At 35.5% G+C, this 14,089-nt stretch carries 11 protein-coding genes; 3 read left to right on the plus strand and 8 right to left on the minus strand.

Going from position 1 to position 14,089, the window contains the following annotated elements:
• Positions 1-48: 48 nt before the first annotated feature.
• The 3 genes from LZQ00_RS01910 to LZQ00_RS01920 all read right to left on the minus strand — a co-directional run bounded on the left by LZQ00_RS01910 (position 49) and on the right by LZQ00_RS01920 (position 3,290).
• The gene (locus LZQ00_RS01910) at positions 49-1,248 is read right to left on the minus strand and encodes an AI-2E family transporter (RefSeq protein WP_234511455.1); all 1,200 of its coding nucleotides are present in this window, start codon (positions 1,246-1,248) and stop codon (positions 49-51) included.
• Between the two features lie 51 nt (positions 1,249-1,299).
• On the minus strand, positions 1,300-2,472 hold the full coding sequence (locus LZQ00_RS01915; protein WP_234511457.1) for an MFS transporter: 1,173 nt from the start codon (positions 2,470-2,472) through the stop codon (positions 1,300-1,302).
• Between the two features lie 68 nt (positions 2,473-2,540).
• Positions 2,541-3,290: a TrmH family RNA methyltransferase gene (locus LZQ00_RS01920; protein ID WP_234511459.1), complete on the minus strand. Its 750-nt coding sequence runs from the start codon at positions 3,288-3,290 to the stop codon at positions 2,541-2,543.
• Between the two features lie 6 nt (positions 3,291-3,296).
• On the opposite strand from LZQ00_RS01920, the gene LZQ00_RS01925 reads away from it, so the two are divergent.
• On the plus strand, positions 3,297-5,642 hold the full coding sequence (locus LZQ00_RS01925) for a BamA/TamA family outer membrane protein (protein ID WP_234511461.1): 2,346 nt from the start codon (positions 3,297-3,299) through the stop codon (positions 5,640-5,642).
• Here LZQ00_RS01925 and LZQ00_RS01930 read toward each other — a convergent pair.
• The gene (locus LZQ00_RS01930) at positions 5,639-6,166 is read right to left on the minus strand and encodes a hypothetical protein (RefSeq protein WP_234511463.1); all 528 of its coding nucleotides are present in this window, start codon (positions 6,164-6,166) and stop codon (positions 5,639-5,641) included. The two genes, LZQ00_RS01925 and LZQ00_RS01930, sit on opposite strands and share 4 nt — an antisense overlap.
• A gap of 142 nt (positions 6,167-6,308) precedes the next feature.
• Between LZQ00_RS01930 and LZQ00_RS01935 the strand changes: the two genes are divergently transcribed.
• Positions 6,309-6,566 carry a hypothetical protein gene (locus tag LZQ00_RS01935; protein WP_234511464.1) on the plus strand — a complete coding sequence of 86 codons (258 nt, stop codon included), beginning with the start codon at positions 6,309-6,311 and terminating at the stop codon, positions 6,564-6,566.
• A gap of 1,072 nt (positions 6,567-7,638) precedes the next feature.
• On the opposite strand, the gene LZQ00_RS01940 is transcribed toward LZQ00_RS01935, so the two are convergent.
• From LZQ00_RS01940 to LZQ00_RS01950, 3 genes are all read right to left on the minus strand, one after another.
• Complete coding sequence (locus LZQ00_RS01940; RefSeq protein WP_234511466.1) at positions 7,639-8,052, minus strand: hypothetical protein; 414 nt, start codon at positions 8,050-8,052, stop codon at positions 7,639-7,641.
• A gap of 97 nt (positions 8,053-8,149) precedes the next feature.
• The gene (locus LZQ00_RS01945) at positions 8,150-8,779 is read right to left on the minus strand and encodes a sprT domain-containing protein (protein ID WP_234511468.1); all 630 of its coding nucleotides are present in this window, start codon (positions 8,777-8,779) and stop codon (positions 8,150-8,152) included.
• Between the two features lie 108 nt (positions 8,780-8,887).
• Entirely contained in the window at positions 8,888-10,495 is a 1,608-nt protein-coding gene (locus LZQ00_RS01950; protein ID WP_234511469.1) for a DUF4139 domain-containing protein, read from the minus strand.
• Positions 10,496-10,807: 312 nt separating this feature from the next.
• On the opposite strand from LZQ00_RS01950, the gene recN reads away from it, so the two are divergent.
• Entirely contained in the window at positions 10,808-12,475 is a 1,668-nt protein-coding gene (gene recN, locus LZQ00_RS01955; RefSeq protein ID WP_234511471.1) for a DNA repair protein RecN, read from the plus strand.
• A gap of 350 nt (positions 12,476-12,825) precedes the next feature.
• Here recN and LZQ00_RS01960 read toward each other — a convergent pair whose 3' ends face one another.
• Positions 12,826-13,851, minus strand: coding sequence for an IS110 family transposase (locus LZQ00_RS01960; RefSeq protein ID WP_234511472.1), 1,026 nt, complete (start codon positions 13,849-13,851; stop codon positions 12,826-12,828).
• Between the last annotated feature and the right edge of the window lie 238 nt (positions 13,852-14,089).

Raw genomic sequence — 14,089 nt, forward strand, 5'->3', positions numbered from 1 at the left:
TCAAGTAAAAAAACTGATTAACTACTTCGATCGAATAAAGAAGAGGGGTTATTGACCTTCTTGGTCATCACTATTTTTCGATGTCTCTTCTACCGTTTCCACTATTTCTGACGTAGGAACAGTTTTTGGTTTTCTGACAATTCCCCATTTTTGTAACAATTCTTGCGTGGCATTTCGCTTGAGGTGTTCTTTCTCAGGTTCACCGATTAAATACCCAACAGGTTCCATGGATGGAATAGCATCAAAAATAACTTTTAAAGTCGCAGTCATCGGCAACGCAAGAATCAAGCCTGCTAATCCAAATAGCATTCCTCCCAATAAAATGACGACAATGGCCATTAATGGATTAATACTTACTTTACCCCCTACGATATTTGGAGTGATAACATTTCCTTCTAAAAATTGAACAACTTGAAACCACGCAACGACACCAACAGCATAGATGGCATTATCTTTTGTGGCCAAGGCAAATAAAGCTGGTAATATAGATCCAATGGCGATACCAATATAGGGGAGTAACATGAGTAACGATGCCAATGACCCAAAAAACCAAGCATATTCGATACCCATCAACATCAGTCCACCTGTATTTAAAACAGCAACGATTCCCATCACCGTGACAAGACCTAAACAATAGCTTTGAACAACTTCATAAATCTTGTTCAGCACCTGATTTATTTTTTTATTATCCGTGTTTTTGAATGATCTAAAAAAGAACTCTTTAAAAAAATCACGGTAATAAAGTAAGAAAAATATAAAAATTGGAACCAAAACAACACCTGCCAATATACTTCCAATGGATCCAAAGGCCGTTGATAAATACCCGCCAACATTCTCTAAAATTTTACTTCCTTGTTCCCTCGCTTTAGCAATTACCTCTCCACGTTCCAATCCAAATTGAGTTTGTAGCCACTTTTGCATCCCCTCAAGAGCGATAAGTACTTTATCTTGAATAGCACTGGCATCCTTTCCGATGATAATACTTTGATGGATAATAAACCAGATGATGGTACTGATAATCAATATGGCCACAATGACTGCAATAATGGAAGACGTGGCCTTTCCTAAATTTAATTTCTTTTCAAAAAAAGAAGCGACAGGAAATAAGGTGATCGAAAGAATAATGGCAAACAATAAGGGAATAACAACACTTTGCGTAAAATAAAGAAATACAATAATTAACGCGAGAGCCAATAAACTTGAAGCAAGCCCGACTGAGTAAGGCCTTTTACCTGATTTTTCTTCCATAGTGAAATCTGATTAATATAAGGTTAATAATAATTGCAAGATTGAATCAATCTATTTCCTTTTGTAGCCAATTCCCTGCCAAAAAAACAGGTATACTAAGGCAATACCTAAAAATAACGCATTAAAATACATCACCTGCGGTATTCTCATTATAATATCTTGATAGTAAAGTCCTGCAAATAATGCCCCTAGACCAATACCTGCTTCCATGGAGATATACATAGTCGCGACAGCACGCCCTCGTTGATGAGGTTTTCCAAGATCAATGGTCCAGGCATTAATCGCAGGAGACAAGATCCCTGTACCGATCCCGTAAACACTCGCACCTAACATCAATTTGTTAAAACTATCACCTTGCCCAATGAGAAATAAGGAGATTCCAACGATAACTAAACCGACCATGATCACTTTGGTGCGACCATATTTGTCTGAAGCTTTTCCTGAAACAAAACGAATTAAGATAGAGGTAACCGTATAAGCAGCAAAGAAGATTCCTTTATTGCTCAACTGAAGATGATCGCTCCAATCGGGTATCAGTGTTAATATGGCTCCAAAAGCCGAATAGGAGAGAAACGTAATAATACCCGCAGGTAAAACACCAATATCGATGATATCTGTTCGTGATATTTTGAACATGGAAAGATTAAGTTTTTCTTTATTTTTCAATGTTTCTTTCATGTTCATTACAATGACGATAGAAAGTAAAGCAAAAAGAGAAGAACTGTAAAACATGACGTTGATACCGTAATATTGAAAAATTGCACTTCCAATAGCAGGCCCCACTGCACCACCAATTGCAAAACAAAGCCCATGCATTCCCAAGGCTTCACCCCAGCGCTCTCGAGGGATAATATCAGCAACATAAGCAGAAGTCGCTGTCGGTTTAAATCCCGTTGAGAATCCATGAATTAATCGTAATAGCAAAAAACCCGAAACACTGGTTAATACGGGATATAGAAAACCGCAGAAGAAACAAACGATAGATCCAATAGCCATCACGGGGACACGACCCCACCTGTCCGTTAATTTTCCACTAAAGGGTCTCGAAATTCCAGCAGTTAACGTAAATAGCGCAATGATTAAACCCTTATACTCAGCCCCACCCATTTTACTCAAATAATTGGGAAGCTCAGGTATAATCATGTTGAAACTCGATGAAAATAAAAGAGAACTCAAACAAAGAAGGGCAAATTGTAAGGTATATATGGATTTTTTTTCTGTCATGTAGGAAGGAGCAATTGTATGAATATTTTGAAAAATGAAACGCCCTCTTAGTAAAGAAGGCGCTTATACTATAATTTTTTTGTTCTTGCGATTTCAGAGCAGAAAATGGTTGTTGCTACAGCGACATTCAGGGATTCTGCTTGGCCTATTCGAGGGATAGCGACGGGTTTGTCCACCAGCTGGATAATCTCTTCAGAGATTCCATTTCCTTCGTTTCCTAAGATAATAAATGATTCTTGTGGCCAGTCCGTCTGGTAAATACTTTCGCCATTCAATAAAGCACCAAAAACTGGAATTTTAGCCGCCAAAATAAATGCTTTTAAATCGACATAATGTACATGAATACGCGAAAGAGAACCCATTGTTGCTTGTACTACTTTTGGATTGTACGCATCGACTGTACCAATCGAGCAAATGATATTTTGAAAACCAAACCATTCGGCTGTACGGATGATTGTACCTAGATTTCCAGGATCCTGTACATCATCCAATAGCAATGTATGTTGTGATCTGAAGTCCGCCACATTTAATTCCTTTTGTTCAGGTATGTGTACCAAAGCCAATATTCCCTGAGGAGATTTTAAAGCACTGATTTTTTGAAATTCGTTTTCACTCAGTGGATAAGATTTTATTTTTCCCGATATTTTACCCACTTTTGTCTGTACATCTTCTGTATAAAATATACTATCTACTTGATAAGAGGAGGATAGAAATTCAAGAACAGATTTGATTCCTTCGACAATAAAAAGACCATGTTGTTTACGAAACTTTTTATTTTGAAGAGATGATATAAGAGTAATTTGTGCTTTTGACAACATTTTTTAATGATAAATAATCTACGCTTTTTAGCTTTTACAAGTATAGCGCTTTTGTTGCTAATTTTCACATCTTGCCGTTCAGCACGCTTTTTGGACGAAGATCAAACCCTAGTAGCGCATGTGGATCTTCAGGGTATAAAACCAGAGTTGAAAGAAGCAGCTTCTCTTTATATCTCTAATGATATTAAACCAAATTCCAGGGTTAATTTATTTGTTTATAATCTATTCAATACGAAAAACGGACAATACAAAAAACGTAACATCAGAAATGTTGGTGAACCCCCTCATTTATTGGACTCGAGTCTAGTTGATTTGTCGGCAAACCAAGTAAAAAGATTCTTATTTACAAAAGGCTATTTTGATGCACAGGTACAACCAGAGATTACGGTTAAAAATCAACGAGCAACAGTTACGTTCAATACGGTACAAGGGGAGCCGTATGCTAGGAGTAACATCAAATACAGCTTTGCGGATACTACTGTTGCTCGCTTATATGAACAGAAAGTAAAGCCACTAAGTGCAGTTAAACCCGGAGCTCAATATGATGCTGCTGATCTGATCAAAGAAAGAGAAAATCTTTATTTAGCGATGAGAAATAATGGCTATTTTGATTATATCCGCCAATATATGCGTGTAGGGGTAGACTCATCCTCAAAAAATCATCAACTGAATCTCGATATTCAAGTCGAAAACCCAAATGATTCTACACGACATCAATTGTATAAAATTGATCAGGTCTTTGTCACTATTAAGAATTTTGGAACCCTTAAAAAGGAAATTCAAAAATCCTACGATAGTATAGCACATATTCATTTTACAGATGAAACGAATAACTTTCGGTTGAAACCCTTGACGCGCTATCTGTATATCAAATCTGGTAATCCTTATAATCTCGCTAAAGAAAATATTTCCTACGATCGTTTGTATGAGATGAATGGATTTAGAAGTGTTAAAATTCACTATCAAAAAACAGATTCCAATACATTAGACGCCTATTATGAAATGGTGCCAAGACCATTAATGGGCAATCAAATCGAAGGAGAGTTTACGTTTAGTTCAGGAATGAGCGGATTCAATATTGGTAATACATTTTCGCATCGGAATATTTTTGGAGGAGCTGAATTATTGGAAGTAAAATTACGATATGGTATCCTGTTTGATCCCAGGCTAAGCGGAGGTCTTTCCAATAAAATTTTTAATAATGATTTTCAAATTGGTGTAAATTTAATTGTACCTCGATTGATGGCACCATTTAATGTCAATAACAGTGGGCAGTACGGATTACCCAAGACGACATTTTCAAGTAGTCTACAGATTTTTAATCAAGATGCCACCTATTCCAATCGTTATTTTATTAATACTTTGAATTACTCCTGGCACGAATCTGAAAATAAGTTTCACAGTTTCACACCCATTGTGTTAGAATATAGACAAGGACGTTTAAATGAAAACTTTGCGCAAAGTCTAATCGAACAAGGCTATTTATTGTACGTGAGAAGTAACAATCGTGAATATTTTGGATTTGGGTCACAATATGCATTTACATACAATGCCAAGAAATTAACAAAAAAAGAGAACTTTAATTATTTCAAAGGTTCTGTCGATCTAAGTGGTAATATTTTAGCTTTGCTGAGTCAGGCAATTAAATTCGATAAAAATGATGATGGCGAAAAAAAGGTGTTTGGAGTACCCTATTTGCAATATGCCAAAACAGAATTAGATTATCGTTTATATCGTAATTTGGGAGGAAACAGACAATTTGTATTTCGGATCAATCCTGGAATAGCGATTCCTTATGGAAACAATTCAAGTCTCATGATTTTTGAAAAAAGTTTTTATGGAGGAGGGATGAATGGTATGCGCGCTTGGCAAGCGAGAACATTGGGGCCAGGAAGTTATAATCGTGAGAGCGTACAAGAAGACCTTCGGTTGAACCTAAGAAATTTGGATCAATTAGGAGAAATTAAAATAGAAGGAAATGCGGAATATCGGTTCCGAATATTGAATAGTTTCTTAGGAGCAAAGATGAATGGAGCTACTTTTGTCGATTTTGGTAATGTTTGGAGACTAAAAGAGAATGAACTAAATCCAGGAGGAGAATTTAAATTTGATAAATTTTTAAATCAAATTGCCATAGGAACTGGTTTTGGGCTACGGTTCGATTCCGATTATTTTATCATCCGATTAGATGCAGGATTAAAAGTAAAAGATCCTCAATTCACAGGAAGTGATCAGTGGGTATTGCAACATTTCTTTAACGCCAAAGAATTTAAGGATCAATATTATCAGACACATAAGCCTGATCGCTATAATTTTATCCAATACAATTTTGGTATTGGTTTACCATTTTAAAAAATCAGATTTTTTAAACTTGCAAAAATAGATTCAATAATGGATGTTACATCCAAACCTTGCCAGTGATTGAAGAAAAAGAACCCAATAACAAGTACAATTGCCGTTAGTAATAATTTCTTGAAAGCATAGGCAATCAATAAAATAACAGCAGGAATAATTAAAAACATCAATCCACTAATCGCAAAGGTCGACAACCCTTTATCAGATTTGTAAATGTAAAATAAACGACCTTTTGAATGATCTTGATTTTTGTGTTTAAAAAACACAAATGTAGACGATTCAATTTTATCGTTGGGAACCGCAATTCCATCATGAAATTTTAAGTCTTGCGTAAATCCATTGATACTGAACTTATAGATACCATTGATATTTTCGTTTGTTTTTTCCATCGAATCTACCGCAATAATCGCAAGCTTTCCGTTACGGGACAGATTTTCTTTAACGACAAAATTTTCAATTTTTTGCGTTTGAGCATTCCCCAAAAATGGAATGAGTAGGAGGAAAAATAATAACTTGTTCATTAAAAATTGTTTTCAGTACAATTTTAGACATTTTCTAGCTCTTTATAAAATAGATAGCCTGTATAATTTATAAATGTTTTTGTTATTTTATTTTTGAAACTATGAATATTTTGTACCTTTGTGCTACAAAAATAAAATCGAAATGGCAGAAACAGTACAACATAGAGAACCAAAAAAGACTGATAATAACGCAAATCAGACTCATTATTACAAAACTTTAGTCGTAGCTATCGTTTTGGGTCTTATAGGAGTATTCATTAGATTTGTACCAGATGTTTGCAGAAACTTTGATCAACATGTATCCTTGTTTTCAACAATCGCAAATATCTGTCTTGTAGTAGCATCTATTATTGCATTTAGAACAGTTTTTGGAATCTTAGGATTCGGAAAAAATAAATAAATCGATCCAAAAATATATAGAAAACGTCAACACTAAAAAGTTGACGTTTTTTTTATGACATAAATTAGCACTTAAGTAAGAATTGTTTACGGAGGATGGATATGGATCATACGGAATTGTTGGGGAATACTTTTAAGCATACAGTTTACCATCCAACTGAAAGAAAAGCTCTAAAAGATGGGCACTGATGGGATAATTATCCAAATATTTCCTAACAATTCCGTATGATCCGGTTTTGTACCTTCCGACAGCTAAATCCTTCAGTATCTTACAATCAAAAGTCCTTGGAAGTCCATAGAAGTCCTTTAAAGTCCATAGAAGTGCCAACGATGTTCGATACTGATCCGTACATACTACGATACATCTACAGTTGTGTCTTACCCGACCTGTGATAGTTGTCAGGTATCCATTCCATATATCTTCAAAAACAAGGCAAGTAAAACTCTTTCCCCAATCAAAGTATAGTCAAGTCAGTTTTGAAACACTTTCAGAACCAACTTGAACAATAACTGAAACCTACTTAAAAAACAGTTGATTGACAGTTGTTCTAGACTCATTCTATAGGCGTACTACAGATAGCCATCAAGATACACGTGTATCGAGTCAACAGGCTTAACCTACAATTTATCTGTGCAAATCATCTGCTATGATGGTTCTGCTCGAGGAAACGCTTTTACAACGCCTAGCATATGCTTTATCCCTGCTTCATCCTCACTTCATCTGCGGCTCAGGAGTATGATTTACAAGAATAATCAGCTGTATTGGTACAATCATGGATTTTAAGCTCAGATAAAATCCATTAATGATTGAAGAAGACAGAAGATCTATTGGATGCTCTTCTCTCAGATAGCTATATTTTCTATCAAAAATGAGAAAAAGCGTTAAAGATTGTATGATTTATACAGGTCTTTCTCGTCTGATCTCAACTAAATTCTTCCTATATCGTGTAATGAAATTGTATGTTTAAAAGTATCCTCCCAACAATTCCATTTGATCCATTGATATACGATAAAAAGAAGAAGCTATCTCCACGAGTAGAGATAGCTTCTTCTTTTTATTTTTTAATGAATAACTAAGCTAATATGGACCACGTAGACCAAGGAAGACGTGATAAGATTAAGATCAATCCAAGAATATAAAAAATCAATACTGTTTTATTTGCTTGTTTAGCGTCAGTCAATTTTTTAGCTTTAGAATAACCGATCGTAATCAAAACAATTGCAATAATCATCGTAAGAGGATGTTCAATGATTTTGAAACGCATGGTGGCATCCTTCATAATAGCACCTGAAATCATAGATGGATATTTCAATACGAAGAATAAAATCAATCCAATTAATAGTTGTAAATGTGAGGCAATAAAACCTAATAAAGCAATCTTTCTGTTATAAGGTTTGTTACCTGAGAAATTCACAAAGGTAATGATGATTGAAACTAACAGAGCTAACAATAAGATAATTGCTAATGTTGAATGTAAGTGTAACATAATTTCTTTTTCTTCTTTAATTAATTCTTTGATTACAAAAGTATAAAATAACTAACGCTTTTCGCCTATTTCTTTAAATTCCGATTTTTCTTTCCATTTACAACTCCTTTTTATTTATTTCTATCGGGTCAACTTCTGCAATGGGACTGAACAGGTACATCCTGTTGGTACGAAGCTCAAGACACTTATAACGTTTTCTTATTTTCTCCTGTTTCTGAAAAATACGTCCATTCTTTAATCTAAAATGATCTTTATCCGATAACATTTCAACCGTAAAAATTTGTTCAGACTGCTTATCAAAACTTTTTAAGGTACGAAATAGGTTCAGATCGGTACAACTAGAGGCAGCAGGGTTTTCTAAATATTTGATGACCGCAAGAGTAATTTCAGACGGAAAAATATGAAGCTTTAAAAAAGGATCCATCAAAATTTTAAAATTATTTTTCCATTCTGTACCATGAGGTTTCACACGATGTTTAAACTGTTGCCAAGTTTGTAGATGTGCAAATTCATGAATAGTAGTAATCAAAAAAGAAAAAGGGTTGAGGTCATGGTTAACGGATATCCGATGTCCTGCTCCACGAAAGGGAGCCCGGTAATCTCCTAATTTAGTGCTACGAGATTTTGCTATTTTGAATAAACATCCTGTATCATTAATCCATCTGGAGATAATGGGAGCAGCCGCTTCAGGCATATATTTTCGCAATGTGCCACTGTAATCTTGCATAATACAAACATAACTTTTTTTATTATGATTGATCTTATTAGATGAAGAAATTAAAAAAGAAAACCGCTGTTTGCCTACAGCAGTTTTCTTGTCTTATCAACAATATTTTTAGTAGATATTGACTTGCTTATCCTTTGGATATTTGATGGAATAACCAAACCGTATTTTTTTGGTCGTACCAGCAGGCACATCTACCTGCCATTTGAGTATACCTGTTTCCTGTAATATGTCTGCTCCATCATGCTCATCTAATGTAATTTCCATCGATTTGTCCGTAGAGACTGGTATTTGATCTTGCAAAGAGATTGTCACATTGCTTTTCTTATTGTTTTTGATCGTAATCTCATAAACCAAACTTTGTTTTTTGCTACTGCCCAGTATCTTGGTTTGGGACAGATCATTGATTTTATCCCGCTTAATACTAATCATCTTGTCTTTCCCCATACTCAATTTAAGGGTGTCAACAGTAGCATTTGGATCAATAACGGTGGTACCGACCAACATATTTTCAAACATCACATGTGCGGTTCCAGGCATGAGATTGAGCTTCTCATAATCTGTTAACTCTGCCATTAAGTAAACATTTGGATCTAATCTAGGTACAGTTAAATAGCTATAGCTTGCTGGATGCTCATATTCCTTCAAAGATACAGCGTGTGGTTTACCGTTGGAAGCAATGTCATAAGGAATAGCAATGTCAAATGTTGTATTGAGTTGATTTTCGGTCTGTTGGGTATAGTTATTAATACTGCTTATCCCACGTATAAGTGTGCTTTTCTTTCCTTTTACAGCGGCTTCATCTAAAGCATACCCAACCTCTTCTTTACGATCCATCAGCATCGGGTTATCTTGGTTATAATAGAGTTGCCAAGGGTTCAAAATTGGTGCGATTCCAAATTGAGAAGGATTACCTGTTGCCAAGGTAAGATGAACTTGTTTCCAATCGATTCCTGTTGCTTGTGTTACATTTGCCTTATATAGGATTTCGAGAGGAGAGGTGATCGTAGCAGTCCGAAGATCGTAAGACGCATACCATGATGCCTGAGAAGAGGTATACGTAATATCAAAAGGTTGGTTGCCCACCTGATTGTTCATGACCTGTACGATTAATTGCCCTCCAGAACCTGTAGTCTGTCCTCGCACTTCATCCAATTGAATCTTTGCTTTATTTACAATACCTTGTTGAACAATTATTTTATCATCCAATGCAGTGATATTACTTTTCACTTCCAGATACTTGGCTTTATAATAGTTCGCCATTTTGGAAAGCTCATCAACTGTGGTACTGCCGTTGATTCCTGCGATTTTTTGATTATTTTCCAACAACTTCAAGATACTTTCCTCAGTCGCTTTTTGATTTTGAAAAGTTTTCAGTGTAAGAGATTCCCGATTATAATAACTTTCAGCTTTTACAAAAGCATCGCTTTTGACATCACTATCAATATAGTTTACGGCTGATCTTACCGACATAACCGTTACAGCAGGAGAGCTTCCGATCTGTATACTGTTCTCATCAATGTTATTTGCGACATGTGTAAAGACAAGTTCACTTGATCCAGTGGGTAGGTTAACCGTCGCGTGATGATTGAGTTCAGCAGAATTGGTGTAGAGTATAACCTCTTTTAATTCTGTTTTAATGACTTTAGAGCTTTGCGCAAATAAACTACTAGTGATTAGTATACCTCCAATAGTGAATGAAATCTTTGATATATTCATAATGTTCCTTTGATAAATTTAGACAGGGATGCAGGAAATCTTGATATTCCACAAAAATATTTTCGAATTTAATTTACGAATGTGAATAGCTGTTTAGTCATCATAGTAATTGTGCTTTTTTGTCTTTATCTTAGTGCTGGTGTATTGCTATAAAACCATATTTTAGCGCGCTTATTCAATTACAATAGGATGCTATATGGGATAGAAAGTCAAGATGAAATCATAGGATTGTTGCACAGTAAATACTACTTTCAACAGGAAGATAAGGAGCTTGATGAGATACATTAAAGTAAAAATAGACGTATATAAAGCATGTTAGCGAGATTAGATATTAAGAATTACGCATTAATTGACGAGTTATCCATTCAGTTTGATAAGGGATTAAATATGATCACTGGGGAAACTGGTGCTGGAAAGTCCATTATCATGGGCGCATTATCTCTTATTTTAGGAAGTAGAATTGAAGGAAAGTACTTTTTCAATCAAGATAAAAAATGTAGCATTGAAGGGTTGTTTCAAATCGAAGCATATGATTTAAAGAAGTTTTTTCAAGATCATGATTTAGATTATGAGAAAGAAACAATTATTCGGCGTGAAATTAGTGTAGATGGAAAATCACGTGCATTTGTAAATGATTCTCCAGTCACATTAGCTATTCTCAAAAGTTTGGGAGAAAAGCTGATTGATATTCATTCCCAACATGCAACATTACAGATCAATACCGAAGAATTTCAATTCTTGGTCGTCGATAATGTCGCTAAAGCCTCATCCTTAAAAGAGAACTATTTAATTTCTTTTCTAAGCTACAGAAAAGTAAAAAGTGAATTAAAAAAAATAAAAGAACTCGCGAAGCAAGCGCATGCTGAGGCTGATTTCAATCAGTTTCAATTTGATGAACTCCATCAAGCACAACTGTTGCCTGATGAACAAAAGGAACTAGAAGCGGAACAACAACAATTAGAAAATGCCGAAGAGATAAAAAGAGGCTTAGTGGCAGCTCTTCATATCCTGGAAGAGCAGGAACAAAATGTGGTATTGCAGTTGAAAGAATCATTAGGACACTTGGATACCGTCTCTCCCTACTTAACCGCATTACCAGAGTTAACAAATCGACTTCGAAGTGTTTGGATCGAAACAAAGGATATTGCTGCAGAAGTCAGCCATTTGGAACAAGAAACAAACTTAGATCAAGGAAAACTAACATTGATCAATGAACGATTAAGTTTGATCTATAATCTCCAAAAAAAGCATCATGTCGATACAGTAGAAGAACTATTGGCTATTCAAGAAGCATTAGAGCAAAAATTAATGGATGTCAGTTCCCAAGACGAGCGCATAATAGTACTTGAGCAAGAATTAGCAGAAACGTATCAAAACACCGTTAACATAGGAAAAGAATTAACAACATTGCGTAAGAAAGCACTACCTCAGATTGAAAAACATGTAGTATCCGTTTTAGCTGAAGTGGGAATGCCCAATGCTAAACTGGAAATTGCCTTACAAGATTTACCAGATAACGAATTTAAGGAAAATGGGATGAATAGTATCCAATTCTTATTTTCTGCAAATAAAGGGCAAGAATTGCAAGCCATCCACAAGGTTGCATCAGGAGGAGAGTTGTCGCGTGTTATGCTGGCCATTAAATCATTGGTAGCAGAAAGCTCTGCCTTACCTACCATTATCTTTGATGAAATTGATACGGGTATTTCGGGTGAAGTAGCCTTAAAAGTAGGCGAAATCATGGAACGTTTGTCGCATAATATGCAAGTAATTGCCATTTCTCATTTACCACAAATAGCCTCAAAAGGATTCGCCCATTTTAAAGTGTATAAAATTGATGAAGGAGATAAAACGAAATCTAATATTGTCCTTTTAAACCAAGAAGAGCGGATCAAAGAAATTGCACAGATGTTGAGTGGAGCCAAACCAACTCCTGCTGCATTAGAACATGCAAAAGCTTTGTTAAACATTGTAGAATAGCGTTTTATTGTTTGATAGTTGAAATAAAGAAAAAAGGAGTAATGGGATGGTAAGATGGTTTTTATTTCATCGGTACTGCTCTATTCCCAGACGGAGTCTTTGTTTTTATATGGATTTAAGTGGCCGTTGAAAAAACGAACACTTAAACCAGATGGGAAAAATTTTTGGATATTGAACATTTCTTTATATTGAAGAGACAGTACCATATTCTGCACGTATATTAAACAAAAAATGCCCTCTCTAGTTTAAGTGTTCCGAAGGGTCACTTAAATTCTCTTTTAAACCAAGGTCTCCAGACCAGAATTTATGTACCATTATTCCCAGACAGAGTCTTTGGTTTTATATATACTCTAATAAAAAACAAGTTTTTTTTCACTTTTTCTGGAGCTTCCCATGTTATTTTTTTCTCTTGGATCAATACATAAGTACTCAGGACTGTATATTGTCTTGCTGATCACTACGCTGTAAATCGTTCTCAATAATTTGTTCATGACATTGTTCATGATTAAGTAATGATGTTTCCCCTCCAGCTTCTTGTGCTGATAATATAGGTTATATTCCTTATTATGTTTAATAGCTGATTTTGCCCCCATATACAGTAAGCATTTAAGGTCTTTATCGGCGAAGGAACTTGTCTTGGATTTACCCATCATGTTGCCAGAAGCGTTCGGGAATGGACACACACCTGCATAAGAGGCCACCTTTCTCGCTGTATCAATCACTTGGAAATTCCCTGTTTTTATGATCAGATCGGTAGCGATCACAGGTCCAATTCCTTTGACAGAAGTAGCAAGAAGATAGTTTTGTTCCAACTCGGCATCATTCTTAATGATGGTATACATTTCATTTTCTGCCCTGGTGATCTGAGCATCTAGTGTATCTAATGCTTTCTGCAACAAAGTGTTTGACACTATACTTTGCATGGGCATTAGCCCTTTTGAATGGGCTCCCGTCTGTAATTCTTTTCGGGCTTTGACCATTTGACTACGAAGAGTATACAGCTGCTTTAGCTCCAGGATGTTTTCATTTTGATATTCCTTAAAAGATAACCTGTCATAGAAACGCTCCCCATATTCTCTTAACCCTCTAGCGTCAATTGGGTCAGATTTCCCTTTCATCAAACCAAGGCTATGTTTGAGCGTATAGCCTGGAACCAATGCGATGGAAATATCGTATTGGTTGCACAAAAACACTAATAAGTCGCCGTAAGTTCCAGTGTTTTCTGCACATAGCACCGCGTCCGAACGTATTGTCGATAGAAAGTTCGATATACCTGATAATACGTTTTTCACTACTTTGTTCTTTTGTTTTCCGTCTACGTCAATAAAGTTTACATCAAACTTGTCTTTTGACAGATCTATTCCATATACTTGCATAAAGTAATAATTTATGCTCCAAATTGAGTGGCTAAAATCGTGATAATGGGTTCTGCCCTAAATACTCTCTGGCTTTGACTCAATTAATCTGCTGTCCTTAATATATAAACTAGGTTCTGCCTTTTTGGATTTCTAAGTTAACGCAGCAGATGGAGCTTTTCATGCCAAGATAGTATTTCAAGATATTAGTTTCTTACTCTCTTTTTATTTCTAGTACAAACTAACGATGGATTTAAGT

Origin of the sequence: Sphingobacterium sp. SRCM116780 (genome assembly GCF_021442025.1) — a bacterium.
GTDB lineage: Bacteria > Bacteroidota > Bacteroidia > Sphingobacteriales > Sphingobacteriaceae > Sphingobacterium.